Annotated in this window: 25 protein-coding genes; 12 read left to right on the top strand and 13 right to left on the bottom strand. The window is 65.3% G+C overall.

Annotated features, from left to right (window positions below; genetic code table 11):
- Positions 1-123: 123 nt before the first annotated feature.
- A complete protein-coding gene (locus tag ACFWB0_RS23420; RefSeq protein WP_378492788.1) occupies positions 124-1116 on the bottom strand; it encodes an alpha/beta hydrolase in 993 nt (330 codons plus the stop codon).
- A 146-nt stretch (positions 1117-1262) separates the two neighbouring features.
- Here ACFWB0_RS23420 and ACFWB0_RS23415 point away from each other — a divergent pair, with 146 nt between their 5' ends.
- A complete protein-coding gene (locus ACFWB0_RS23415) occupies positions 1263-2174 on the top strand; it encodes a pseudouridine synthase (protein WP_378492787.1) in 912 nt (303 codons plus the stop codon).
- Between the two features lie 38 nt (positions 2175-2212).
- Complete coding sequence (locus ACFWB0_RS23410; protein ID WP_378492786.1) at positions 2213-2719, top strand: SRPBCC domain-containing protein; 507 nt, start codon at positions 2213-2215, stop codon at positions 2717-2719.
- 31 nt (positions 2720-2750) lie between these two features.
- Here ACFWB0_RS23410 and ACFWB0_RS23405 read toward each other — a convergent pair whose 3' ends face one another.
- Positions 2751-3275 carry a flavodoxin domain-containing protein gene (locus ACFWB0_RS23405; RefSeq protein WP_378492785.1) on the bottom strand — a complete coding sequence of 175 codons (525 nt, stop codon included), beginning with the start codon at positions 3273-3275 and terminating at the stop codon, positions 2751-2753.
- 170 nt (positions 3276-3445) lie between these two features.
- Here ACFWB0_RS23405 and ACFWB0_RS23400 point away from each other — a divergent pair, with 170 nt between their 5' ends.
- Positions 3446-4972, top strand: a complete 1527-nt coding sequence (locus ACFWB0_RS23400; RefSeq protein ID WP_378492784.1) for a CHAD domain-containing protein — start codon at positions 3446-3448, stop codon at positions 4970-4972.
- A gap of 133 nt (positions 4973-5105) precedes the next feature.
- Positions 5106-5999 carry a universal stress protein gene (locus ACFWB0_RS23395; protein ID WP_378492783.1) on the top strand — a complete coding sequence of 298 codons (894 nt, stop codon included), beginning with the start codon at positions 5106-5108 and terminating at the stop codon, positions 5997-5999.
- Positions 6000-6089: 90 nt separating this feature from the next.
- Here ACFWB0_RS23395 and ACFWB0_RS23390 read toward each other — a convergent pair whose 3' ends face one another.
- Both ACFWB0_RS23390 and ACFWB0_RS23385 read right to left on the bottom strand, forming a co-directional pair.
- Positions 6090-6812, bottom strand: a complete 723-nt coding sequence (locus tag ACFWB0_RS23390) for a VIT family protein (RefSeq protein ID WP_378492782.1) — start codon at positions 6810-6812, stop codon at positions 6090-6092.
- 53 nt (positions 6813-6865) lie between these two features.
- Positions 6866-8308 (bottom strand): AAA family ATPase, encoded by a 1443-nt coding sequence (locus ACFWB0_RS23385; RefSeq protein ID WP_378492792.1) that lies wholly within the window; start codon positions 8306-8308, stop codon positions 6866-6868.
- Between the two features lie 195 nt (positions 8309-8503).
- Here ACFWB0_RS23385 and ACFWB0_RS23380 point away from each other — a divergent pair, with 195 nt between their 5' ends.
- The 6 genes from ACFWB0_RS23380 to ACFWB0_RS23355 all read left to right on the top strand — a co-directional run bounded on the left by ACFWB0_RS23380 (position 8504) and on the right by ACFWB0_RS23355 (position 16300).
- The gene (locus ACFWB0_RS23380) at positions 8504-10873 is read left to right on the top strand and encodes a glycerol-3-phosphate 1-O-acyltransferase (protein ID WP_378492781.1); all 2370 of its coding nucleotides are present in this window, start codon (positions 8504-8506) and stop codon (positions 10871-10873) included.
- Between the two features lie 14 nt (positions 10874-10887).
- Positions 10888-12315 carry an HAD-IB family hydrolase gene (locus ACFWB0_RS23375; RefSeq protein ID WP_378492791.1) on the top strand — a complete coding sequence of 476 codons (1428 nt, stop codon included), beginning with the start codon at positions 10888-10890 and terminating at the stop codon, positions 12313-12315.
- Positions 12316-13473, top strand: coding sequence for a YbhN family protein (locus tag ACFWB0_RS23370; RefSeq protein ID WP_378492780.1), 1158 nt, complete (start codon positions 12316-12318; stop codon positions 13471-13473).
- Positions 13474-13586: 113 nt separating this feature from the next.
- Positions 13587-15161, top strand: coding sequence for a sodium-dependent transporter (locus ACFWB0_RS23365; protein WP_378492779.1), 1575 nt, complete (start codon positions 13587-13589; stop codon positions 15159-15161).
- Complete coding sequence (locus ACFWB0_RS23360; protein WP_378492778.1) at positions 15158-15265, top strand: methionine/alanine import family NSS transporter small subunit; 108 nt, start codon at positions 15158-15160, stop codon at positions 15263-15265. The genes ACFWB0_RS23365 and ACFWB0_RS23360 overlap by 4 nt, the downstream gene beginning before the upstream one ends.
- Before the next feature lie 171 nt (positions 15266-15436).
- Positions 15437-16300, top strand: a complete 864-nt coding sequence (locus tag ACFWB0_RS23355; protein ID WP_378492777.1) for a hypothetical protein — start codon at positions 15437-15439, stop codon at positions 16298-16300.
- Positions 16301-16329: 29 nt separating this feature from the next.
- On the opposite strand, the gene ACFWB0_RS23350 is transcribed toward ACFWB0_RS23355, so the two are convergent.
- A complete protein-coding gene (locus ACFWB0_RS23350) occupies positions 16330-16983 on the bottom strand; it encodes a TetR family transcriptional regulator (protein WP_378492776.1) in 654 nt (217 codons plus the stop codon).
- Positions 16984-17124: 141 nt separating this feature from the next.
- Here ACFWB0_RS23350 and ACFWB0_RS23345 point away from each other — a divergent pair, with 141 nt between their 5' ends.
- Positions 17125-17976: an LLM class F420-dependent oxidoreductase gene (locus ACFWB0_RS23345; RefSeq protein WP_378492790.1), complete on the top strand. Its 852-nt coding sequence runs from the start codon at positions 17125-17127 to the stop codon at positions 17974-17976.
- Positions 17977-18002: 26 nt separating this feature from the next.
- Positions 18003-19466, top strand: coding sequence for an FAD-dependent oxidoreductase (locus tag ACFWB0_RS23340; protein WP_378492775.1), 1464 nt, complete (start codon positions 18003-18005; stop codon positions 19464-19466).
- Between the two features lie 97 nt (positions 19467-19563).
- On the opposite strand, the gene ACFWB0_RS23335 is transcribed toward ACFWB0_RS23340, so the two are convergent.
- The 8 genes from ACFWB0_RS23335 to ACFWB0_RS23300 form a co-directional block, all read right to left on the bottom strand.
- Positions 19564-20823: a hypothetical protein gene (locus ACFWB0_RS23335; RefSeq protein ID WP_378492774.1), complete on the bottom strand. Its 1260-nt coding sequence runs from the start codon at positions 20821-20823 to the stop codon at positions 19564-19566.
- Positions 20817-21368: a nuclear transport factor 2 family protein gene (locus tag ACFWB0_RS23330; protein WP_378492773.1), complete on the bottom strand. Its 552-nt coding sequence runs from the start codon at positions 21366-21368 to the stop codon at positions 20817-20819. The genes ACFWB0_RS23335 and ACFWB0_RS23330 overlap by 7 nt, the downstream gene beginning before the upstream one ends.
- Before the next feature lie 14 nt (positions 21369-21382).
- Positions 21383-21577, bottom strand: coding sequence for a ferredoxin (locus ACFWB0_RS23325; RefSeq protein WP_378492772.1), 195 nt, complete (start codon positions 21575-21577; stop codon positions 21383-21385).
- 2 nt (positions 21578-21579) lie between these two features.
- Positions 21580-22956, bottom strand: a complete 1377-nt coding sequence (locus ACFWB0_RS23320; protein ID WP_378492771.1) for a cytochrome P450 — start codon at positions 22954-22956, stop codon at positions 21580-21582.
- A complete protein-coding gene (locus ACFWB0_RS23315) occupies positions 22953-23738 on the bottom strand; it encodes an SDR family oxidoreductase (protein WP_378492770.1) in 786 nt (261 codons plus the stop codon). Before ACFWB0_RS23315 ends, ACFWB0_RS23320 begins: the two co-directional genes overlap by 4 nt.
- Positions 23731-24957: a cytochrome P450 gene (locus ACFWB0_RS23310; protein WP_378492769.1), complete on the bottom strand. Its 1227-nt coding sequence runs from the start codon at positions 24955-24957 to the stop codon at positions 23731-23733. The genes ACFWB0_RS23315 and ACFWB0_RS23310 overlap by 8 nt, the downstream gene beginning before the upstream one ends.
- 3 nt (positions 24958-24960) lie before the next feature.
- On the bottom strand, positions 24961-25521 hold the full coding sequence (locus ACFWB0_RS23305) for a TetR/AcrR family transcriptional regulator (RefSeq protein ID WP_378492789.1): 561 nt from the start codon (positions 25519-25521) through the stop codon (positions 24961-24963).
- A gap of 76 nt (positions 25522-25597) precedes the next feature.
- On the bottom strand, positions 25598-26530 hold a 933-nt coding region (locus tag ACFWB0_RS23300; RefSeq protein WP_378492768.1), incomplete at its 5' end, for a cytochrome P450.

The following is a 26530-nucleotide window of genomic DNA, read 5'->3' as shown; positions in this document are numbered from 1 at the left end:
GGGGGCCCGCCTTTTTGTTATAATCCCCCCGCCCCCCCCCCCGCCGCGGCGGTGGCCCCCCCACCCCCCCGGTGGCCGCGGTCAAACCCCCGGTGCCCCGCCGCGACGGGTGATGCAGTGGGCTCAGGCGCCAATCGACGCCTTCATCATCGGGAGCATCTCCCAGAGTTCGTCCTGCCAGTAGCTCCACGTGTGGGTGCCGGTGGAGGGGAAGGAGAAGTGCGCGGAGTCGATACCGAGCGTGGCCAGGCGGACCTGGAATGCGCGGTTCTGCGCGAGCGCCAGCGCCTCGAGGCCCATGGCGTTGGCGGTGTTGAACACGCCGATCGCAGAATTCGGGCGGTCGTGTTCCCCGGGAAGGCCACTCGAGGCGGCAATCCACATCGGCAGACCGCGCAGGTTCGGTGCCGCAACGAACGGGTCGTGGCGCAGCCACGCGGAGTTCCACGGCGGGCCCCACATGGCGTCGGAGTTGAATCCGCCTGCGTCGAGCATGGCGATACGGATCGCTTCGCGCATACCGGGCGCGGACAGGTTCAGGTACCCGGACAGCGAGCCTGCGAAGCCGAACTGGTCGCGGTGGTAGGCAGCCAGGATCAGTGCGGCGTTACCGCCCATCGACAGTCCGACGACCGCGTTGTTGCTGCGGGAGATGCCGTACGCGTTGGCGAGGTGATCGGGCAGGTTCTCCGTGAGGAACGATTCCCACTTGTACGTGTACTGCTGGCCGTTGAAGTTGCTCGGCGAGTACCAATCGGCGTAGAAGCTCGACTGTCCACCCACAGGCATCACGACGTTGATGCCGTTGTCGGCGAGCCATGCGGCGTTGGTCTCGTGCTCCCAGCCGCTGACGTCGTCGGTGGCGCGCAGCCCGTCGAGCAGATACACGGCCTTGTTGCTGCCGTTGTTCGCGTGCCAGATGCGCACCTTGATCTGACCGACGCCACCGGGTGCTGCAACCCAGTCTTCAGAGAATCGGGTGTAGGGATCGGCCGACGCAGTGCCGGCGCCGACGCCTGCGAAGACGAGCGCGAGCGGAACCACAATGGCTGCCACGAGCAGACGCACCAGGGCGCGCGCTCCCCGTCTCGTTCCGATATCGGACGGATTCGTCACACCAAACTCTCCTTTAAACAGTTTCCCCAGAAATCACTCTCGTCACACGATATAAGCGGACGCGGGACCTTAGCAGGCTTGCACACAATCGTTATCCTGCAAAGCCGAAACCGAAATCCACATCTCGGCCGCTACCGTATCTTCACGTGCCTGATGCTCCCCTGCCCGTGCGAGACGGATTGAACCCTACCCGCCTGCGACTCCCGGAAAACTGCATGTCGGAGACGGTGGCGGAGTATCTGTGCGCCCGCTTCCCCGATGACATTGCACGGATCGAAGAGAAGATCGACTCCGGTGAGGTTCTTGCAGGTGACGGAACTGTGATCTCACATACCAGTCCCTACGTCCCGCGCACGTTCGTGTTCCTCTATCGCGATCCGCCGACCGAGGCACGCGTGCCGTTCGAAATCGACATTCTCCATCGTGACGACAATCTGCTCGTCGTCGACAAACCTCACTTTCTACCCACCACACCCCGGGGTTCGTGGGTCGCGGAAACCGCGCTCGTCCGGCTGCGCCGCGAACTCGACCTTCCCGAACTGACACCTGCCCACCGACTCGACCGACTCACCGCCGGAGTGCTGGTCTTCACGGTCCGACGTGAGGCACGCCGCGCGTATCAGATGCTCTTCGACCGACGCATGGTCGAGAAGGAGTACGAAGCCGTGGCTCCGGCCGCGCCGCACGTCCGGTTCCCCCTCGACGTGCGCAGCCGCATCGTGAAGGAACGCGGAGTGCTCCAGGCGCGTGAAGTCTCGGGGGAGGTCAACGCTGTCACCCGCATCGACGTGCACGAAGTCCGCGACGAACGTGCGTGGTACCGACTGTTACCGAGGACCGGAAAGACGCATCAATTGCGCGTACACATGAACTCCACGGGCATTCCCATCATGGGCGACCCTCTCTATCCACACGTGTACGACGTTGCACGCGACGACTATTCATCACCGCTCCAACTACTCGCGCGCTCGATCGAATTCGACGATCCGATCACGGGTCGGTCGACCCGCTTCACAAGCCGCAGAAACCTGGGAGCATGGGATCACAGCACCCCTTGACCCCGTTCACCGCACGGGCTTCTCGTCTTGGAGGATCCATGAATCTCGGCAGCATTTCCCGTACCTATGACGGCCGAGTGGCCCTGCGCTTCGAACGCGAGTTCCCCCATGCTCCGGAGAAGGTGTGGAGCGTCATCACCGACCCTCGGCACCTCGAGGCCTGGTTTCCCGCGTCGGTCGACTGGGACCTCACTCCGGGTGCACAACTGCAGTTCCGCACCACCGACGAACAGGTGCGCCGCTTCGGTCTCCCGTCCGGACACACGGCGAGCGGTTCGGTCCTCGTCGTGCAACGCGGACGGATTCTCGAGCTCATGTGGGACTCCGATGTCCTGCACTGGGAGCTGACGCCCGACGGCTCCGGCGGATGCTGGCTCACCCTCACACACACCACCGACACCGAGGACGACGCGTACGCGCACGGAGCAGGCTGGCATGCCGGGTTCGAGGTCGTCGAGGCCCAGCTCGACGGCAGGGCGGTCGATTGGTCGATGTGGGATCGCGCGGAGGAACTCGCCGAGCACTACCGCAACCCCAGCAGCTGAAGCAGTCCTGCGGCCGAACCAATAGGCCTGGCTAATAGGTCTGCTCGGTCGGCACTCGCGCCCCGGTGCGATCCGACACGCGGTCGACGATCTCCGATGCCCACGAACCGACCGCATCCCAATCGCGGAAGTCTCCGAGCTGAGCACCGGTCATCCGCACGACCACACGCTCACCGGCACCGAGTACGGCGGGATCGATCTTACCGGCGAACATCCGGTGCTCGAGGGCACCGGTACGCGCCATCACGGGCGCAACGTCGTAGTGATTGTTCACAGGGCGATCCTGCTCCGCGATAGGGCCGGACGAGAAGAGGAAGACCTCCCGACCTTGCAGCGCCTCGGCGTGCTCGTCGATGAAATCCCGGGCCGCGCGCAACCACCGATTGCGATAGACAGCGCTACCCACGATCACCACGTCGTAGGCGGCGACGCTCGCTACTGCGCCAGGCGAGCGGACATCGACGTCGGCGCCGTGATGACGCATGCCGGCGGCCAATGCCGTCGCGAGTTCCGCGGTGGAGCCGTGCTTGCTCGCCACCGCCACCAAAATCCTCATTCTCACCCTCCGGAGACCCGCGTTTCCCCATGATCACCCGGATACGGGCAGAAGACCAGAGTCCAAGTGCCCTTTGCGCAACTTTCGTCGTGGCTCACATCTCGCACTCGCGACATTTCGGGAACTCGATGGCAGAGTTGTGCAGGGAACACTCGGGAAACAGGAGAACCATGGCACCGGCGAAATCGACGACATCGACTTCTGAAGAGACCGAACGCAAGTACTCGGCGGCACCCGACCAGAAGTTGCCCGATCTGTCCGAAATCGCAGGAGTGGCATCGGTGGACGTCGACGCAGTCGACCTGTCCGCCCAATACTTCGACACCTCCGACCTGAAATTGCTGCGGTCGAAGATCACCCTCCGCCGGCGTGAAGGTGGGGACGACGCCGGCTGGCATTCGAAACTTCCCGCCGGGAGCGATACCCGCACCGAGTTGCATCACCCGTTCGCCACCGACGGCCCCTCCGACGTCGTTCCCGATGCACTACTGGGGCTGCTCCGCGGTGTTCGCCGGAACCGCCCCGTCGCTCTCGCGGCGTTGTTGAACACCCGGCGGCATCGACATCGGCTCCGCGGAAGCGACGGTGCGCTGCTCGCCGAAGTGGTCGTCGACGATGTGATCGCGATCCGCAGTATCGACGATGCCGAACCACAGTGGCGGGAGATCGAAGTCGAACTCGGCCCTGGCGCAGACGCCTCGATCCTGGATGCCGTCGAAGAACTCCTCGATGCCGAGGGCATCACGCGCTCCCCGAGTCCGTCGAAAGTGCATCGGGTACTCGGCGATCTCATCCCCGATCCCGAACACATTCGCGGCACTGCGGGCTATCTGCGCGACTACCTCGCCCGAGAGCGACAGACGCTCCTCATGTCCGACATCGCAGTGCGCCGCGACGCACCCGATGCCGTGCACAGCATGCGCAAGGCCGCCCGCCGCATCCGCAGCGCCCTGCAGACCTACGCCGCCGATTTCGCGATCGACACCGCACTCGTCGAGGAACTACGCTGGCTCGGAAGGTGTCTGAGCCCGTCCCGCGATCTCGAGGTTCAGCACGAACGACTCGTCGATCGGGTCGCGGAAATCGATGTCGAGCAGTTCCGCGAGGCCACGCGTGCGCGCATCGACGAGTACTTCACAGCCAAATCCGTTGCCGCGCGGGCCGAAGCGATCACAACTCTCGATTCCGACCGGTATCTGGCGATGGTCGACAGCCTCGACACACTGATCGGCGAGCTGTCCTCCACTCCGCAGAAGCGCGACAAGCGACACCGGCCCAAGCCCGCGAAACTCGCCGGGTCGATCGAGAGTCTCGCGAAGAAGGTGTCGAAGCGGGTGAACCGGGTGGCCGAAGCACCCGACGACGCCGAGCGTGACGAGCGGATGCACCGCGCCCGCAAGGGCTCGAAGCGACTCCGCTACGCGATCGAGGTGATTGCGCCGCTGCACCCGAAGCGCGCCGAGCACGCACTCGACAGGTTCGACGAGTTCCAGGATCTGCTCGGTGAGTTCCAGGACTCCGTGGTGGCCCGCGACCATCTGCTCGACCTGGCATCCGAACAAGGGCACTCCGCCGAGTCGAGCTTCGGACTCGGTGTTCTGCACCGACTCGAAGCCGAGATCGGGGCCCAACAGGCCGTGCACCTCGAGTCGGCGTGGAAGAAGGCGTACAAGTCGGCGCGCACACTCTGGCGATGATTCGGGACCTACGACCCTGGCCCGAGATGCCGACATTCCCAGGTATGCGCCGGATTCGTATGGCGTAACGTGACATCCGTAGCCGATCGGTCGCCCGTCCCCACAGGTCGCCGTACAAGTGAAGGAGACATCGATGAGCACATCGAGCACCCGCAAGGCCGTCGTCGCAGGTGTCGACGGTTCCGAGACCGCTGCGGCAGCCGCCCGGTGGGCAGGCGCACTCGCCGCACGCCTCGAGGCGCCCCTCCACCTCGTTCATTCGCTGCCCAGCGAGGGAATCTTCTACAGCGAAGCTGCCGTCCTGATCCAATCCCAGATGGTCGAACAGCTCGAGAAGGACGGCAAGCAGGTTCTCTCCAACGTCGCCGATCTCGTTCGCGCCGACAACCCCGGCCTCGAGGTGCAGAGCTTCATCGGCCCCGGACCGGCTGCCACCTCCCTTCTCGAGGCAGCCGACGATGCGAGCGTCCTCGTCCTCGGGGCGACGGGTGCGGGCAAGGTCGAAAACTTCCTGCTCGGCTCGACCGTCGTCCGAGTCTCCAACCACGCACCGTGCCCGGTTGTGGTGTGGCGCGGTGACACAGTGAACCCACTCCCCGATGACAAGCCCATCGTCGTGGGCGTTGACGGAAGCGAACTCTCTGCTGCGGCAGTGGATTACGCGTTCCAGTACGCACAGACCCTCGGTGCGCCGCTCGTGGCTCTGCACTCGTGGATCGGCGACGCCGCGCTCGGGGTCGGCGCCACCGCCGCGCTGGTCGACTGGGATGCCGTCGCGGAGTCGGAGTCTGCCGTGCTCGCCGAATCCCTCGCGGGCCTGCAGGACAACTACCCGGACGTCGAAGTCCGACGCGTCATCGACCGCGGGCCTGCCTCCAAGGTCCTGCTCTCCCACCTGAAAGACGCGCAGCTCGCCGTCGTCGGCAGCCACGGCCGCGGCCAGTTCGCTGCTGCCCTGCTCGGCTCCACCAGCCAGAATCTGCTGCACAACGCGCCCTGCCCGGTTCTGGTCGCGCGCAGGCCCTGACCGAAGTACCGGCATGCTGCGAGGCCCACGTCCCACCGCGGGGCGTGGGCCTCGCGCTCGTCCTCTGATCGCGTTCCCTGTTCACGGCCCTCAGATCGCGACGCCGAATGCAGCACCGAGCCCGTAGGTCGCCGCCATGGCGAGTGCACCGCCGAGCACCACGCGTCCTACCGCGCGTCCCCGTCGCGCGCCGCCCAGCCGGGCACCGACCGATCCGGTCGCGGCAAGCGCGAGCAACACCGCAACGAACGTCACCGGTATCCGGACGGGTTCGGCCACGAGCACAATCATCAGAAGCGGTGCCAACGCCCCGAGCGTGAATGCGACAGCGGACGACAGGGCCGCGACCCACGGGTTCGCGAGCTCCGTCGGATCGATCCCCAGCTCGATCTCCGCGTGGGCCCGGAGAGCGTTGCGGGCGGTCAGTTCCTCCGCCGCCGAACGCGCAGTGGCGTTCGACAGTCCCTTGCCTTCGAGTAGGCCGGTCAGTTCCGCGAGTTCGGCTTCGGGCATCGCTGCCAGCTCTCGACGTTCGGTCCGCAAGGCAGCTCGTTCGGTGTCGCGCTGGGCGCTCACCGACACGTACTCCCCCAACGCCATCGAGACCGCACCCGCGGCCAGTCCTGCCACACCGGCCACGAGGATCGTCGACTTGTCGGTGGTGGCGGCGGCAATGCCGACGACCAGGCCGGCGGTCGAGACGATGCCGTCGTTCGCGCCGAGAATCCCGGCCCGCAACCAGTTCAGTTTGGTGGCCAGGCCACTACCGTGCGGTTCTGCGGCATGATGCGACACGGACTCCTGTAACGGCATGGTCACCAGAGTAGGACTCGCAGACCGCTTCCGATAGCTCGGCCAGCCTCACCTCACCACGGCCCGAGTCCGAGTTCCCGTTCGAGCCAACCGGTGTCGGGTGATGCTCCCTCGGTAGTGTCGAGGATCACGGCGCCCGGCCAGTCGTCGCGTCGACGCAGCTGTTCGTCGAGCACCGCGGGTGTCGCGTCGGATGCGTCGTCGCCGCGTGTGATGCGAGATTCGATGCGCTGCACCAATACCGCTTGATCTGCTGTGCATTCGATTTCGATCAGGTCTGCGTTCGTCGAGGTGGCGACCTCACGCGCTGCACCACGGCGCTGCTCCGACAACCATGTCGCGTCGAGCACCACCGACTCACCGCGCGCGAGCAACTCGGCGGCCCGGCGGCACAACTCCCGGTACGTGGCGTCGGTGCTGTCCGCGGAGTACAAACCGACATCGACGCCGTCCCCGGTGCGATCGGTCGGTGCCATACCGGCGAGTTCCTTGCGGATCACATCACTTCGCAGAACGGTCGCACGGAGATGGTTGCCGGTCACCCGCGACAGCGTCGATTTCCCTGTCGCCGCAACACCACCCACGAGCACGAGCCGAACCCTCCCCCGGTCCAGGTTGCGTTCGGCCTGTGTGAGGAAGGAGAGAGCGGCTTCACCCGAGGGAGCGTCGCCCTGCTCGTGGCGTAACGCAGTCACCTTGGCGCGCACCAAGGCTCGATAGGCGATGTAGTGGTGCACGAGCGATGCGGGCGGATGATCGCTCGATTGCGCGGCGTACGTATCGAGCAACGTGCGCGCTGCGTCGAGCGCACCGAGACGCTCGAAATCCATTGCCAGGAAGGCAAGATCGAGCGTCGCATCTCCATAGCGGAGTTCGTCGTCGAACTCGAGGCAGTCGATGATGCGAGGGCCGTCGTCCAAGCAGAAGATGTCGTCGCAGAGCATGTCTCCGTGCCCGTCGACCGCCCGGCCGGCCGCGATCCGCTCGTCGAACAATGCCGTACGCCCGTGTACATAACGCTCGGCTGCAGCGCGAATCCGAGCCAGAACGGGTCCGGCCTCCCGACCGATCCGCAGACCGTCGAGATGATCGAGACTGAGCTGCCACAGTCCGGTAACGAATTCCGCAGTCGCGCACCGATCGATGGCCGGGTCGTGCAGCGACGCCGCGTGCAGCGCCGCTATCTGACGCGCCACATCTTCGACGGCAGCACCGACGTCCACACCCCGGTCGATCAATGCCGCCATACGCCGATCGTCGGGTAGCCGCTTCATGACGACGAAGTGCTCACAGACCTCACCGTCCGGATCGTGCATGTCGGCCACACCGAGATACACGTCCGGGGCGAGGCGCCGATTGAGTTCCACCTCTCGATGGCAGATCCACTCCCGAGCAGCACGGGTGCGGTTGTCGAGAAAGCCCAGGTCGAGCGGCTTCTTCATCTTGTGCACGCGATCACCGACGAAGAACACCACCGAACTGTGAGTTTCGCGCATCAGCGCGTATGCAGCCTCCGCTTCCCCGTTCACCGTGCACCCCTCGTGTTGTTCTGCGACCGTTCTCTTCCCTACTGTGCCCGCATCTCGCGCGGTTCGCGCGTCCAAGTGCGGCAATGACTTGCGCCGTTGCGCCGGAGCCCACAGCCCGAAAGCGGTAGTTTTGCTGTCCAGCGAACATCGGACAGGGGGACCATGAAAAGCGACGGAAGGCACCTTCCCGACATCGGGGAGAGCGAAGTCGTGATCCTCGCCGCGGCGAGGACACAGATCGAACGAGACCTGCTGGACCGCTGGTGCCGTTCGAAGGATGCACCCGCCGGATACCGCACTTCCGGTCGGCCCGATGTTCTGGACCTCGACTCACGAATCCTCACCACCCGCCTTGCCGACCGGGACAGCAATCCTCTCCTCCTTCCCGTCCGCGTGGCGTGGCTCCCGGCAGAACGAGACGGCGCCCGCCGCGCACGCTTTTCCGATGTGCTCGCACTGACCAACCCCCGAAACCCCAACACGCTGATCCAGAAGTGGCTCGTCGGCAGATCGTCCGACCGGTATCGCATCGTGGTGGCGGCACCCGCGCACCTGGACGATCTTCGTGAGCAGTTCGCCGAGTCCGAACCCGGCCGGGTTCCGGAGGCGGCGTCGTTCGCGCGATATGTCACGCGTCGCGCGGTGGTTGCGCTCGAGCGCGCCGAGCGCGCCGTCATAGGCGATCGGTACAAGGTGCCCAGGCTCGTCGCCGAACAGATCATGGATTCATCGTCGTTCCGTCAGCGTCTCGACACCATCGCCACCGAGGAACACCTCCCCCGCGACGAGGTCGACGCACGAGCCCGCAGCGCGCTCGGCGAACTCGTCGCGGTGCAGTCGCGCCTGGTCACCGACCTCTTCACACAGGCCATGCGGCCACTGCACACATCGGCGTGGACCGTGCACGCGGACGACTCAGGGTTGGAATCGCTGCGCGAACTCAACCGCACGCATCCGCTGGTGTTTCTGCCGTCCCACCGGTCGTATGCCGATGCGCTCGTCCTCGGCGACATTCTGGCCGGCCACGACTTTCCCGGAAATCACCTGATGGGAGGTGCGAATCTCACGTTCTGGCCGCTCGGCCCGATCGCGCGTCGCACAGGCACCGTCTTCATCCGCCGGAGCTTCGGCGACGACACCGTGTACAAAGCGGCGTTGCAGGAGTACTTCGCGTTTCTGCTGAGCAAGCGGTTCAATCTCGAGTGGTACTTCGAAGGTGGCCGGACCCGTACCGGCAAGCTCCGCAGACCGCGTTACGGCCTTCTCAACTACGTCGCCAACGCCATCCGCGGTGGGCGGGTCGACGACGCGATGCTGGTACCGGTGTCGATCACCTACGAAGGTCTCGCCGAGGTCGCGGCCGTGGCAGCCGAACAGACCGGCGCCCCGAAGAGACCCGAAGGATTGAGGTGGCTGGCGAGTTACGCCCGCAGCCAGCAGCGCACCGCAGGCAATGTCTACGTACGGTTCGGCACACCGTTGTCGATGCGAGCACAACTCGCGGCGGGCGGCGATCCTGATCTGTCGGGCTCCCCGGACACCGATGATTCTGCAGCCGGGGAGAGCCTGCGACGCAGGGCCATGCAGAAGGTGGCGTTCGAAGTGGCGGTCGGCATCAACCGCAACACACCGGTCACCGTGAACAGCCTCGTCACCCTCGCCCTGCTCGGCGTCCGCGACCGGGCATTGACGCTCGACGAGGTACGAGCCGTCATCGCGCCGGTCCGGGCCTACCTCGATGCCCGCGACGCACCCCAGGGCGAGGTAGGACTTCTCGATCGCGAGGGCGGTCTCGCCCGGGTCCTCGCAGCACTGACCGACGCAGGCGTCGTGACGACGTACACCGGAGGCGACGAGGCGGTGTATTCGATCCAACCGGGCCAGCATCTCGTCGCCGCGTTCTATCGCAACAGCGGTATCCACTGGTTCGTCAACCGCTCGATCATCGAGCTGGCCATCCTGTTCGTGCACGAACACCCGAGCGACAACCCGGTGCGCGCGGCGTGGTACGAAGCGAAGAACCTGCGTGACCTGCTCAAGTTCGAGTTCTTCTTCCCCGACCGCGATACCTTCGAATCGGAACTGCAGAAGGAAGTCGAGCTCCTCGTGCCCGAATGGGAGTGGGGAACCCCGCTGCCCACCGAGGGCCGGGCGCTCAACGCGCTGATCGAGACAGGTCTTTTCATGTCGCATCGCACGCTGCGCTCGTTCTTCGACGCGCAGCTCGTCGTCGCCGAGCGGCTGGCGCGGCGAGATCCTACGCTCGAGGTCGACAGCGCAGCATTCCTCGACGAGTGTGTCGCGGTCGGCAGGCAGATGCTGCTGCAAGGGCGGCTGTACGGTTCGGAATCCGTATCCTCGGAACTGTTCGCGACAGCTTTGGAGCTGGCACGCAACCGCGGGTTGCTCGACCGAGGCGACCACACGGTCACCGAGAGGCGGCACGCGTTCGCGTCGCAGCTGCTGGCCGTCGGTGATCGGGTCGCGTTGGCCGAGTCGCTCGACGTGTCGAACAGGAAGGCGGATCGTTGAACATCGAGCAGGTGCTGAACATCGACCAGGCGCTACACCGGGTACACACGGGGCGACAGGGCCCCGAAGTGGGGGCGTTCTTCGACTTCGACGGCACCATCGTGCACGGCTTCTCCGGTCTGCACTTCTTCCGCGACCGGCTCCTCGCCGGCAAGGTCACCGCGGCCGAACTCGCTTCGACCATGGTCAACGGTCTCCGCGGAACCGACAGTGAAGCCGATTTCGAACGTTTCGTTGCGGTTGCGTTCAAGGCATGGCGGGGTCACACCGAAGAGGAACTGTACGAGATCGGGCAACGCCTGTTCATGTCCACGATCGCCGGTCATCTGTACCCGGAGGCGTGGCAACTCATCGGAGCTCACCAGAACGCAGGCCATACCGTCGTGATCGCGTCGTCGGCGTCGCGCTACCAGATCCAGGCCGCCGCCGACGCACTCGGTGTCGAGCATGTGCTGTTCACCCCACTCGAGGTCGTCGACGGTGTCCTGACCGGACGGGTCGACGGAAAGTCGTTGTGGCGCAGCGGAAAATTCGCTGCCACTCGTGCATTCATGGAAGAACACGGTATCGACGGTGCGCACAGCTACACCTATTCCAACGGTGGCGAGGACGCAGAGTTCCTCGCCGCAACCGGAAACCCGACTCCTACCAACCCCGACGGCACGCTCGAACGGTTCGCACGCGTACACGAATGGCCCATCCTGCGGTTCCGTCCACGGGGCACTCCCGGGGTGAGGGAAGTGGTCCGTACCGCCGCCGCGTACAGCGGCATCGTCGGTTCCGTCTCGACAGGGCTCGGGCTCGGGCTGATCAACCGCAGCCACAAGGTCGCGCTCGACTCGATCACCAATATCATGCCCGACGTCTCGCTCGCACTCGCGGGTATCGACGTGCGGGTACGCGGCGAAGCCAACGCGTGGGAGCATCGACCCGCCGTGTTCATCTTCAACCATCAGAGTCAGCTCGACCCGATGGTCCTTGCGAAAGTACTGCGACACGGCTTCACCGGCGTTGCGAAAAAGGAAATGGCGAACGACCCGCTGTTCGGTCCGCTGCTCCGATTCGTCGGTGCCACCTTCGTCGATCGGGGCAACACCGAACGCGCCGTGGAAGCACTCGCACCAGTGGTCGACACCCTGCGACAAGGCACCTCGGTCATCATCGCACCGGAAGGCACGCGCTCCCTGACACCGCAGATCGGACGCTTCAAGAAGGGCGCATTCCGCATCGCAATGGAGGCTCGGGTCCCGATCGTTCCCGTGGTGATCCGCAATGCCGGGGAGATGCTGTGGAAGCACTCGACCCTGCTCAGATCGGGCACCGTCGACGTCGCGGTGCTCGATCCCATCGATGTGAGCGGATGGCACGGCGAACTCGACGTGCGGATCACCGAAGTCGAAGACCTGTACCGCAAGACCCTCACGGACTGGCCGCGCACGTAGATGACGGATGACAACACCCGCGATGAACATGTCAGAGACGAACACGCCTCAGACGAGCACGTGACGGACCGGGCCGAGCCCGGTCCGAACGCCAACGACAACAACAACGGCTCGGCGCTGACACCGAAACGACGCCGCTACCTGAAGTGGATCGTCGGCGTCCTGCTGGTGGTGGTGCTCACCGTCGAGGTGATCCTCGTGTGGCCGGAACTGACCGACGGTGTCAGCGGCCTGGGTCACCTGTACTGGTGGTGGGTGATCGCCGCCATCCTTGCGTCGGGCGCAGAAATGTCGAGTTTCGCGAGTGTGCAACGCGCACTGTTGTCCGCAGCAGGCGTGCGGGTGACCTTTCGCCAGTCGCTGTCGGTGGCGCTCGCCTCGAACTCGATGAGTGTGACCTTGCCCGGTGGACCGGTCGTGGGAACCACCTTCACCTATCGGCAGATGCGTAAATGGGGCGCGGCCCCCGTCATCGCGACGTGGCAACTCGTGATGGCAGGCCTGCTGCAGGCCGCAGGGCTTGCGCTGCTCGGACTGGTTGGTGCGCTTCTCATCGGTGCCACCACGAACCCGTTCTCGCTCATCTTCTCCGTCGGTGGCCTCGCCGCGTTCCTGGTGCTCGTCCAATACGCCGCGAGCAACCCCGGCTCACTCGAGTCCATCGGTCTGATCGCACTGCGGGGTCTCAACCGGCTCCGGAAGAAGCCGTCGGATGCGGGATCGCGGGCATGGCGGAAGATCGTCGATCAGATCGGGGCCGTGCAACTCGATCGTCCGCATGCCGCCCGCGCTTTCGGCTGGTCGATCTTCAACTGGGTGTGCGACGGCGCATGCCTCGCGTTCGCGGCCTATGCGGTCGGGGGCACGCCCAGTCTCGCCGGCATCGCCGTCGCCTATGCCGCCGGTACGGCCATGAGCCGTGCGATCCCGTTGCTGCCTGCGGGCCTCGGTGTGATGGACGCGGTACTCGTCCCCGCGTTGACCGCGAGCGGAATGACGGGCGGGGAGGCCTTGTCCGCCGTGCTCGTGTACCGCCTGATCAGTTTCCTTCTCATCGCGGTGGTCGGGTGGATCGTGTTCGCGCTGCGATACCGCGGGGTCCACGAAGAAGAGGACGACGACCCGGGCCCCGGCCTCGACAAACTCTGGCAGGACTGACCCGGTCGGGTGTGCGCCGTCACCGCATCTGATCATGAATCCCGAATTTGTTCCGATTTCGACGCCGCGAGGACTAGCGTCAACGCAATCGAACGAGTGGAGGGACGAGGTTCGTGGCACAGCACGAAGCTGCACACAAGCGCGAGGTCTGGTCGGGCCGGTCGGTGTTCATCATGGCCGCCATCGGCTCGGCTGTCGGCCTGGGCAATATCTGGAGATTCCCGTATATCGCGTACGAGAACGGCGGTGGGGCATTTCTCATCCCCTACCTGGTGGCCTTGCTCACCGCGGGCATTCCGTTGCTGTTCGTCGACTACGCAATGGGCCACAAGTTCCGAGGGTCGCCGCCACTGTCGTTCCGGCGGCTCAGCCGCGGCAGCGAGTTCATCGGTTGGTGGCAGGTACTGATCTGTTTCGTCATCGGCGTCTACTACGCGGTGATCATCGCGTGGGCCGCCTGCTACACCTTCTTCTCGATGACCGAGGCATGGGGCAACAACCCGGAAGGGTTCTTCCTGGAGGACTTCCTGCGCGTCGACGGCGAGTCGTCGTTCGGTCTGAGTTTCGTGCCGGGTGTCGCGTGGCCGCTGGTTCTCGTGTGGATCGCCGTGCTCGCCGTGCTCGTGCTCGGTGTACAGCGCGGTATCGGCAACGCGAACCGCATCTTCGTGCCGCTGCTCGTCGTTCTGTTCGGTGCACTCGTGGTCCAAGCGCTGCTGCTCGACGGTGCAAGCGTGGGACTCGACGCATTCTTCACACCCAACTGGGAGGCATTGACCGATTCCGGTGTGTGGATCGCGGCCTACGCGCAGATCTTCTTCTCGCTGTCCGTCGCCTTCGGCATCATGCTCACGTACTCGTCGTACCTGAAGCGGAAGACGAACCTGACCGGGTCCGGCCTGGTGGTGGGTTTCTCCAACTCGAGCTTCGAGGTGCTCGCGGGTATCGGTGTGTTCTCGGCGCTCGGCTTCATGGCGCAGGCGCAGGGCGTCGCGGTCGATGAGGTAGTGGCGGGCGGCATCGGTCTTGCATTCATCGCGTTCCCGACGATCGTGTCGCAGATGCCGGGCGGTCCCATTTTCGGCGTGCTGTTCTTCGGGTCGCTCGTGTTCGCCGGGTTCACGTCGCTGATCAGCATCCTCCAGGTGACGGTCTCTGCGTTCCAGGACAAGACCGGACTCGGCAAGGTGCCCGCGGTGCTGACGATCGGCGGCGCTGCGGCAATCGTGTCGATACTCCTGTTCCCCACCACTACCGGCCTGAACACCCTCGACGTGGTCGACCGATTCGCGAATCAGTTCGGCATCGTGGGTGTCGCATTCGCGGCCATCATCGTGATCGCCTGGGTCCTGCGTCGCCTGCCCGAACTGCGCGACCACCTCAACTCGGTGTCGTCGTTCAAGGTGGGGCTGGTCTGGCAGATCTTCGTCGGCGTGATCACGCCGGTGGTCCTGGGATACATGCTGTTCAGCGAGATCCGCGACCGTATCGACGAAGGTTACGGCGGACTGCCCGACGATCTCGTGATGACCTTCGGGTGGGGCGTGCAGATCGTGGTGATCGTGGTGGCGATCGCCATGTCGTTCATCCCGTGGCGCCGAGGGATCGAAACCGAGTTCGAATTCGATGAGAACCGATCGGACTCCACATCGACGCTCGCCAAGACACAGCAGGGAGAGAATTCGTGAACACCTCAGCGATCGTGATGATGGTCCTCGCCCTGGCCACTCTGTGGGGCGGCCTGACCGCGAGCATCATCCACCTGCGTAACCATCCCGACGATATGGAGTGAGACTTCCTCCCGACGACAGTGTCGGTTGAGTAACACACGGGGCGGCGCTCTGGCCGGAGCGCCGCCCTTGTGCTTTCCTTGGATCCGACAGTCTCAACCTTTACTTGAGGCTGAGTGTTTGAATCGATGGTTCGAGACCGACGTGTCGAGACCTGACGCACAGGAGCACCCATGACCCGCAAGACCACGCGCCCCCGGATGCGCCCCCTCGCCGCCGCGGCCACCCTCGCCGTAGCAGCCGGCCTCGCACTGCCTGCCGTCGCCACCGCACAACCTGCACCCGCGCCACCGGTCGTCGATGCACCCGCACCCGCCGAGACCCCAGCGCCCACCGAGATCCCCGCGCCGGCAGCCGACAGCGCGATCGCCACCGCACTCGGAGTGCTGCGCTCGACACCGGGCGCCGACGAGGCCGCGCTCGCCGCAGCCGAGGCCGTCGCCGGGGCGCGTGGCAGTGCCGTCGACGCAGCCGAGGGCTCCCCTCTCGGCGCGTACGACGAAATGACAGAATTCCTGCGCGCCTTGGGAATCGAGCCGTTCCTCTTCCCCACCGGCGCACCGTTCTGCACGTCCGACGGCAACCTGCCGCTCGGCATCGCCCCAGCGATGGCCGGAGCCCTCCCCGGCCCGTGGCCGAATCAGGAATTCCTCGGCCGATCCCTCAACGTCGTCGATCCCGCCCAGACTCTGTTCGCCTTCGTCCCGATGGGACTCGAGGACGACGCGAACGCCGACGGAATCCAGCTCGCATGGTTCAACGTCAACACACTCCAGGGCGGACTGGTGCCGATGGGCACACTCCAGGAGGCCGGATCGGCTGCAATTCCCGAAGGCCTGACAGGCCCTGCCCGCGCCATGGCGGAGCAGGCGGTTGCCGCGTTCCTCGCCCAGACCGTGCCGTTCGGCGGCGTGCGCGTCGCACCCGTCGACACCGGCGCGGGCACCGTCCTGGCTGCCGTGTTCGGCACAGTCCAGAACGGCGAGGCGTCGTGCTTCTTCCTGCCCACGATCGGCATCGTCGACGTGCCCGCCTGACACCATCGCAACGGTTGCGGCGGGTGAGTTCAGCTCGCCCGCTGCAACCGCTCGAGGCGATCGAAGACCAATCGGACCGCGGTGTCCATATGGGTAACGACCCCTTCGGCGCTCAGTCGCCCATTCGCCCAAGCAACCAGGCTCGACATCCACACATCCGCAACAATATGCACCGCGTTGAGCACTACCTCGGTGACGACCTCGATACCGGCAGACCTCGCGAACAGCGTGGTGAGCACATGCCCGAGCCGGTCGAGCTCGGGCGCCGACGACGCATCGGCGAACATCACGGCACGCACGAGCGCGTCGTACTGCTGCGGGTCCTGTTCCAGCCTCGAGACGGACGCGCGCAGGACACCCATGATCCGCTCGTGGGGCGTGTCGCCGGGTAGATCAGCGGCGGAGAAACGCTCGCCGACCTCCTCGAACTGGGTCACCATCGCCACCACGAGCAGCTGGTTCTTCGATGGGAAGTACCGGTAGACCGTGCCGAGCGCGACACCCGACCGGTCTGCGACGGCACGCATCTGCACGGCGTCGTAGCCGCCCTCCGACGCGAGCTGCTTCGCAGAGTCGACGATTCTCAGATACCGGGCACGCTGCGCCGGCTTCAGACCCGCCCCCGGGGACTGAGCAACCGGACGTTTGCGCGCCTCGTCCGCCATGGTCGACTCTTCCGTCATCACGTCACCTTCCGCTAGTGCAGGTCCAGGATAGTGGAGCGACCTCACCGACCCGGAAATACTAGACACCTGTCCGGAAACCCTTCCATCCAGATGTAGAACGCGTTACATTTTCTGGGTCATCCGATGAGAGGGGTCGCTGTGCGCCACGGAATCACCCTGTTCACGAGCGATCGGGGTATCCGACCCGACGCCGCCGCGAGAGCCGCGGAGGAAGCGGGCTTCGACAGCTTCTACGTGCCCGAACACACCCACATCCCGGTCCGGCGCGAATCCGCCCACCCCGGAACGGGTAACGAGACCCTCCCCGACGACCGGTACATGCGCACCCTCGACCCGTGGGTCGCGCTCGGCCTCGCCGCAGCCGTGACTTCCACCATCAAGCTGGGGACCTCGGTGGCACTCCCCCTCGAGCACGACCCGATCACGCTCGCGAAGACCATCGCCACGCTCGATCATGTCAGCGGCGGCCGCGTCGTCCTGGGAGCCGGATTCGGTTGGAATGCAGAAGAACTCGCCGACCACGGGGTACCGCCGAAAAAGAAGCGCACGGCACTGCGCGAATATCTCGAAGCCATGCAGACACTGTGGACCCAAGAGGAGGCGTCCTACGACGGCACGTTCGTGTCGTTCGGACCGAGTTGGGCGTGGCCGAAACCGATCCAGCAGCCTCGCCCGCCTGTGCTGCTCGGCGCGGGGGCCACCGACCGGAACTTCGAGTGGATCGTCCGCTCCGCCGACGGATGGATCACCACCCCCAGAGAGCAGGACATCGTCGACCACGTGCAACGCCTGCACAAGATGTGGGCCGACGCGGGCCGAGCAGGCACACCCGAGGTGCTGGCACTCGCCGGTCGTCTCGACCCCGAGCAGCTGGACCAGTGGCGCGACGCCGGTGTCTCCGAAGTGATCTTCGGGCTGCCCGATCGCGCCGCGGACGAGGTCGTCGCCTACATCGACCGTCTCGCCGGGAAACTCGGCCTCACTTCCTGACCCCCGCATCAGAAACGGATCACCACATGAGCACCGACGTCCATCCCCTGCTCGCCGACCGGGTCGCCACCTGGGATCACGAGGCCGACGTTGTCGTCGCCGGATACGGCATCGCAGGCGTGTCCGCGTCCATCGAAGCCGCCCGCAGCGGCGCCGAGGTCCTGGTTCTCGAACGCACCGGCGGGTGGGGCGGCGCCGCCTCACTGTCCGGCGGCATCGTCTACCTCGGCGGCGGGACCGGGCTGCAGAAGGCGCTCGGATTCGACGACACCGCCGAGAACATGAAGACCTTCATGCTCGCCGCCCTCGGCCCGGGAGCCGACGAGGCGAAGATCTCGGAATACTGCGACGGCAGCGTCGAACACTACAACTGGCTCGTGGACAACGGTGTCGTGTTCAAGGAGAGCTTCTGGGGCGAACCGGGATGGGAGATCCCCGGCGACGACGGCCTCATGTACTCCGGCGGAGAGAATTCCGCCCCGTTCAACGAGATCGCCACGCCCGCACCGCGTGGCCACGTTCCGCAGATGACCGACAAGCGCACCGGCGAGAAAGGCGGCGGCTTCAAGCTCATGGAGCCGCTGGCACAGGTCGCCGAAGAACTCGGCGTCCGAGCCGAATACGACGTACGCGTGCAGCGACTCATCGTGGACGGCGACGGACGCGTCGTCGGCCTCGCTGCCAAGCAGTACGGCAAGGACATCCACATCCGGGCCCGGCGCGGTGTCGTGCTGGCCACCGGAAGCTTCGCGTACAACAAGGACATGGTCGCCACCTATGCGCCGCAGTTGAACGGGCGCCCGGCCGCCGCCATCGAAGAACACGACGGTCGCGCCATCCGCATGGCGCAGGCGCTCGGCGCCGATCTGGCACACATGGACGCGACCGAAGTCGCGTTCTTCGGCGACCCCCAATTGATGGCGCGAGGAATCCTCGTCAACGCCCGCGGTCAGCGTTACGTCCCCGAGGACACCTATCCCGGCCGGATCGGACAGCTCACCCTACTGAAGAACGACAATCGGGCATACCTGATCATCGATGAGAGAGCATACGAAGAAGGCTGTGCGACAGTGAGTTCCACCCCGTACTTCCGGTTCCAGCCCAAGTGGGTGGCGGAGACGGTGGAGGAACTCGAATCCGACATGGGGCTACCGGCAGGCACCTTGCAGTCCACCGTCGAGGTGTACAACCGGCACGCAGCCGACGGCTCCGACCCGGTGCTCGGCAAGAAGACCGAATGGGTCAAGCCCATCGGCACACCCGTCGCCGCACTGGATCTGCGCAACTGCACCGCCGGATTCACCCTCGGCGGTCTGCGTACCACCGTCGACTCCGAGGTCCTGCACGTCTCGGGCGAACCGATCCCCGGGCTGTTCGCGGCGGGTCGCTGCACGTCGGGCGTGTGCGCGTGGGGGTATGCGAGCGGCACCTCGCTCGGCGACGGCAGCTTCTTCGGCCGCCGCGCGGGCCTCGCCGCAGCGAAGAACTGAGGTCGATACCCCCGGCCCCGAACTGAGCGAATGTATCCTTCAGTCGATCAGATCGACTGAAGGATACATTCGCTCAATTATGTTGGGGCGGTGCCAGTCAGAGCACCGTCAGTGGCAGCGGGATGCCCCGGTCGGCGAACACGAATTCCGCGCCCGAGCTGAATCTGGTGACCTGCACGTCCTTGGACTCACGCGCCGGCGTGTCCTCTCGGATCACGTCGACGACGAGTGCGTCGGGTGAGTCCTCGACCATCCGCGTCGAGAAGTGCGGGTCGACCCCGCGGACGAGCGCATCGAGTGGTGCGAGGTGATCGGCGTCGATGAAGGTCGTCCACCCACCGTCGACATCGATGCCTCCACTGCGGTCGATACGCAGCCGGAGGTGATCTTCGTGGGCCTCGACGGTGCTCCCGACATACTGTTGCGGCGCGAGGACGGGGTGGATACCGAGCACCTTCGCGAGTCCGTCGAAAGTTCCGGACAGTCCGAGGGCGTTGCGGATCCGCTCCGATGTCAGCCCGGCGATGCCGGTGAGTTGCTTCCGGAGAAGCGTGGACGCTGAAGCCTCATCGGTGCGTTTGCGGACGCCGATCAGGAATCCGAGGGTGAGCATGTGTTGTTGGAGACACACCTCTTCGGCGATACGCACAAGCGCGGAGTGGGAGAAATCGTCGAAGCGCACGTCCGAGAGCAGCGGACCCGAATAGTCGTCGCGCCCACCGCCACCGGGGACGATCGGACTCAGTTCGACCGACCTCGCCGCCGTGCGTCCCAATGCCTCGGTGTGGGGTTCGACGACGGGCGGTACGTGCGACGGGTCGATCGTCACGGTCCAGGCGCAGTGCGGGTGCCGATCCTCGGGGCTGCGTGGCGGTCGGTGGATCGGCCTGACCTGCGCGTAAGGGTTTGTCGCCAGCGCTGTCGCATCGAAGGTCGGGTCCTCGATGTCATGGCACATCGCGGTGACGTATTCCTCGCCGAGTGGTTCGACGTCCATGAGCGCACCGCAGTGGTCGAGCCAGAACTCGCCGTGGTCACGGTCGTCGACGCGGAACCGGAAGTCCATGAACTGCGGTGGTGCGCCGATGTCGAGTTGCAGGCCCTTGAAGATCGTCACGATGTCGTCGCCCTCGTACTTCAGCGCCTGCTGCATGCGCCGGGTGTACCAGGGCGAGGACGCCTGCCATTCCTCGATCGCGACGGCCGCCATCCCCTCTCGTCCGAAGGCCGAGATCAGGTGGGCCATCCCGGAGCGGTCGATCAGCTGGCCGCACAGCAACAGTTCGGGGACGAGAACTGCGAGATCCCCTCGCGACAACGCCTCGAACGATGATCCGGCACGCACAGTGGTCACCACAGCGGCACCGGTGCCTGACCCGCCCGGTACCAGCCGGGAAGCCGCTTGCCGGATGTGGACCGCTCGATACGCTTGTTCATGCCGTCGGACAACGCCCCGTCGGTGATCATCTCGAGGAAGAGATGCGACACGTTCCCGAAATCGAAGAAGTCGCGCTGCCACGACCACTGGAAATTGCCGCCGTAGCGGAACCAGCTGCCACCGATGCCGTGCAATGCGTAGCGCTCACCGTTGTCGCGCTTCGCATCGGCGATCTGCTTCCACAGGCCGATCACGTCGCCCGTGCGATCGTCGACGACGACCTGCTGGTAGGGGTATTCCCACCCCTCCAATCCCCGCATCTCCTGTCCGAGTGCGAGTTCGCGGATCTCGTCACGGCCGACGGCCATGAAATCGTCCTTGGGTCCGTAATTCCACCCGTAGGTGGCGTCCTCGGTGTACATCTCGGCCAGCGGCTTCCAGTCCTGCTCGGCCTCGGCGCGTTTGTTCGCATCGAGCCAGCGGGCAACCATCTCGTCGAGCTCAGCACGGTCGAACGTGGACATAACGTCTCCTGTCGTCAGTCTTGGGCCAGTCGCAACGCTTGGGTGGGGCAATAGCGGACAGCGGCTTCGACGTCGTCGCGCTGGCCGTCGGGGACCTCGTCGACGAGGACCTCCACGGTGCCGTGTTTGGGGACGGTGAACACGTCGGGTGCTTCCATCTCGCACATGGCGTGTCCCTGGCACAGGTCGAGATCCACTTCGATCTTCACGATTACTCCGTTTCCCGCACCCGCCGGCGGTACCGAACCGCGCACGGTTGCGCGAGCTGCACCACCATCTTCGAGTGATCGTTACGGTAGGTGTCGGAGGGCTGGGCAAGCTCGAACTCGAAGTCGCGCAGGAGTATCGAGAAGATTGCTTTGAGCTGCATCAAAGCGAACGCTGCGCCGACACACCGGTGCCTGCCCGCCCCGAACGGAATCCAGGTCCAGCGGTTGACGATGTCTTCCTGGTTCGGGTCGATGTATCGACCCGGGTCGAACACATCGGGATTCGGGAAGTCCTCGGGTATGCGATTGGAGATCGCCGGGGTGGCTCCCACGAGATCGCCCTCGGCGATGCGGTAGCCGGCCACTTCGAAGTCCGCGCGCGCCACCCGAAGCAGCAGGATCAACGGCGGGTGCATCCGCAGCGTCTCCTTGAGTACCGCCTCGAGATTCGGGATCTGCCGTAGCGCATGGAAACTCACGTCTGCGCCGTCGGAGTAGATCGCGTCGAGTTCACGGGTCACCTGCTGCATGTTCTGCGGGTTGCGCAGCAGCTCGATCAAGGCCCACGCCGCGGTGCCGGACGTCGTGTGGTGCCCTGCGAACATCATCGAGATGAAGATGCCGGTGATCTCGTCGGCGCTGAACCGTTCGTTTCCGTTCTCGTCCTTGATGGACACCAGGACGTCGAGCATGTCCCGGTCTTCCTTGCCCTCGGGGGGGTTCGCGATCCGGCCGTTCATGATTCCCTGGACCAGTTCGACGAGTCCGCGGCGGGCTTCGTCGCGGCGACGGAAGCTTTCGATCGGAGCGTAGGGGTCGACGAAGGCGAGCGCGTCGGTGCCCTTCTCGAGATCGTGGTAGAGGCGCGAGAAGCGGTCGTCGAGTTCGTCGCGGAACTTCTTGCCGATCAGGCACGCCGACGACGTGTAGATCGTCAGTTCGGCGAAGAATTCGAGGAGGTCGATCTCCCCCTCGTCGCCCCATCCGGCAATCATGTCCTGGACCTCGCGGTCGATGGTCGCCGCGTGCCCCCTCATCTGTTCGCCGCGCAGTGCCGTGTTGTGCAGCATCTCCTTGCGCCGTTCGGGGCTCGCATCGAACACGACGCCCTCCCCGAACACCGGCGTCATGAAGGGATACGCGGCCTGCTGGTCGAGGTCGTCGTCGGACGATCGGAAGAAGAACTCGTTGGCTTCGGCGCCCGAGAGCAGCACGACCTTCTTGTCGGCGAGTTGGAATATGCCGACGTCGCCGCATTCGTCGCGCACGCGGTTCATCAGAGCGATGGGGTCGGTGCGCAGTTCCTCGAGGTGTCCGTGTTCGTGTTCGCCGCCGGAGACACGAGGCGGTGCGACGGCCGTGTGGGATGGTCCGGTCACTTCTCTTCCTTCCGCAAGGGTGCTTCGGGCTGCACTTCGACGAGCACGATGTGGGCGCCGCGGGGCACGGACACCACGGTCGCGGCGGCGGCGGCGATATCCGACGCACGGAGGAAATACGGGTGGCGAGCGAAACCCCAGCGTTCCCAGTCTTCGAGGAGGGGGCCCACGACCTCGGCCGGTGCGGTCATTCCGGCACCGGTCTGAGTGGGGCCGGGCCGGACGGTGGACGCACGGACCCCGGTTCCTTCGAGTTCCATCCGCAGTTGGACGACGAGGGCTTCGAGGCCGGTCTTCGCGGCAACGTAGGCGCCCATCCGTGGGCGCGGGACGTCGGCGCAGTCCGAACCGATCACGACGAAGTCGCCTCGTTTGCGTTCGATCATTCCGGGGAGCACGCGACGCGCGAGGCGTTGGGTGCCGTTGAGGTGCACGTTCACCTGGAACTCGAACCGGTCCGGGTCCATCTCGTGGACGAGGGAGAAGTCCATGTCGCCTGCGCCGGAGACGACGATCTCGATGGGGCCGAGTGCCTCCTCCGCAGCGGTGACGAAGGCATCGACCGAGTCGGTGGACGACACGTCGAGATGGTGGGCGAACGCCTCACCGCCTTCGCCACGGATCTTCTCCGCGATGGCCTGGCACTCGTCGACCCGGCGGGCGCCAAGCGCGACCGGATGGCCGAGTTCGGCGAGCGCGTATGCGGTGGCCGTCCCGATTCCCGACGAGGCACCGCTGACGAGCGCAGGCCTGCGCGCAGGGTGTGGCTCGAATCTAGGCATGTCGCTCCGTCACTTTCATGGGGAGGGCGGCGAAGCCGCGAACATTGGTGGAGTGGACCCGTTCGGTGCGGTCGAAGTCGATCTCGTAGTCGGCGACCCGGCGCGCGAATTGTTCGAGTGCGATGTTCGCCTCGAGTCGTGCGAGGTGAGCTCCGAGGCAAAAGTGCACTCCCGCGCCGAAACTCGCGAGCTTGCCTGCGATGTCGCGGCCGAGGCGGAAGTCGTCGGCGTCGTCGAACACCTCGGAGTCGCGGTTGGCGGACCCGATGAGCAACAGCACCTTGTCGCCGGAGCGGATCGTGGCGCCGTGCAGGTCGATATCTGCCGTGGCAGTGCGAGCGACGAGCTGGCTCGACGTGTCGTAACGCAGGGTTTCTTCGACCCATTCGGGCGCACGGTCCGGGTCCGAAAGCACCTGCGACACTTCGTCCTTGTTCCGAGCTCCCCAGTAGAGCGCATTGCCGAGGAGTTTGGTGGTGGTTTCGTTTCCGGCGACCACCATGAGGAACATGAACCCGATGATCTCGTCGTCGTCGAGCCGGTCGCCGTCGATCTCGGCGTCGAGCAGAGCCGAGGTGAGATCGGTCGTCGGCGACTTCCGGCGCTCCGTGATCATGTCCGCGTAGTAGCCGACGAGATGCAGCGACGCTTCCATCGCCGAGACCGGGACGTCGAGCACACCCTCGTCCCGATGCACGACGAGATCGGCGAGTCTCCTGACCTCGGCACGGTCGGCCTCGGGAACTCCCATCAGTTCGGAGATCACGTCCATCGGCAGTCTGGCCGCGAAATCGCCGATCCAGTCGAATTCACCGCTGGCGAGCGCGGGTTCGAGATGCCCGAGAGTGAGCTCGAGAGTCCGATCCTGCAGTTCCGCGACTCGGCGCGGGGTGAACCCCTTCGAGACGAGCTGACGCATGCGCATGTGCCGCGGGTCGTCCATGGCAAGGAACGACATCACCTTGTAGGCGTTGGGCCCGTACGCAGCCGGATCGAGCGAAACACCGTTCGCACTGGACAACCGCGCGTTGTCGCGGAAGCCGGCGACGACGTCGGCGTGTCGCGACAACGCCCAGAAGTTCAGGTCGGGGTTGTAGTAGAGCGGCGCTTCCTCGCGAAGCCGACGATAGGTCGGATACGGATCTTCGTGAAAGCCGTAGTCGTATGGATCGAACGTCGGCGGGTCGAGCGATACGAGCTCCGAGGGAGCCTGGATCATGGATCACTCCAATAACAGTCGGGCCGAGATTTCCAGCCTGTCGGCAAGCTTTTCGTATGTTCCGTAACCCATTCCCGCTCGCACGAGCGCACCGGCATAGAGAAGCTCGAGCGCCTCGACTTCGTCGGGATCGGAGCCGTCCCCGAGTGCGGCGGAGAGCCTTTCGCGGATGTCGAGACCGATTCGGGCGCGTAGATGCTCGACGTCGGGGTCGCGACCGAGCAACGCGCTCGTGACGGCGGCAGCCAGTTCCGGTTCGTCGGCCATGAGCAGCGCGACTCCCCTCAGCACCGCCACCACGCGATCGGCACGATCCGCTTCGTCGGAGAGCTCGACGGGGGCGGCGGCGAGCCGTCGCCAGAAGACCTCCGCGACCAGATGCTCCTTGGACGAGAAGTACGTGTAGGCGGTCGCGGGGGCGACACCTGCCCGCGCGGCGACGATACGGACGGTCAGTCCTGCGAATCCTTCTTCTCCCAGCACCTCGACGGCGGCCTGCGTGAGCCGCTGCACGGTGTCGGCCTGTCGTTCGGTGAGCCGACGTCGGGTGGATTCGAGATTCACATTTCTGGACACGTGTCTGGACATTACTACGGCAACTGTCGTCCGGCAATGGTCGCCGACCATCTCGCGCATGAATTCATCCCTGACGTGGGTAGATCCGTACCGGCATGGCCTTGATTCCGTTGATGAAGTTCGATCGCAGACGCCGAGCGGGCCCCGCCGGCTCGATGCGGTCGAGCCGCGTCGCGAGAGTGTCGAACATGATCTTCAACTCGAGGCGCGCCAGGTGCGCACCGAGACAGAAGTGCACCCCGGTACCTCCGAATGCCACATGCGGGTTGTCGTCCCGCGCGATGTCGAAGACGTGGGGGTCGTCGAACACGTCGGCGTCGCGGTTGGCGCTCGGGTAGTAGACCACCACCTTGTCGCCCCGCTGCACCGGCTGCTCCCCGATCGCCGCCGGGCAGGTCGGGGTACGGCGGAAGCCGATCACAGGGCTGACCCAACGCAGGATCTCTTCCACCGCGCTCACCACGAGCTCCGGTTCGCCCTGGAGGCGCCGCCACTGGTCGGGATGCTCCATGAAGGCCTGCACCCCTCCGGAGATCGCGTTGCGGGTCGTCTCGTTCCCCGCGATCACGAGGAGCACGAAGAACATGTCGAATTCCATCTCGGTAAGCGTGTCGCCGTGCTCGTCCGGAGTGATGAGCTTGGTGACGATGTCGTCGCGGGGCTCGATACGTCGCCGCGCTGCGATCTCGTTCGCATACAGAAAGACCTCTGCCGCAGCAAGTTCGCCGTCCTCCCGAGTGCTGCCGTACTCCGGATCGTCCCAGCCGATCATTCTGTTCGACCAGTCGTAGAGTTTGCCGACGTCCTCGGCAGGTGCTCCGAGCAGCGCGGCGATCACCTCGAGCGGCAAAGGTGCGGCCGCGACCGGAACGAAGTCGACGACCTGCCCGTCGCGGCCCGCTTCGATCAGGTCGTCGACCACGCGCGCACAGATGTCGCGAATGTGGCCCTCGAGCTGCTTGATCACGCGCGGTGTGAATCCGCGGCTGACGAGCTG

Source organism: Rhodococcus sp. NPDC060086, assembly GCF_042730275.1.
Lineage (GTDB): Bacteria > Actinomycetota > Actinomycetes > Mycobacteriales > Mycobacteriaceae > Rhodococcus.
The sequence above is the reverse complement of the archived record's forward strand: the minus strand, read 5'-3'. Positions and strand labels throughout refer to the sequence as shown.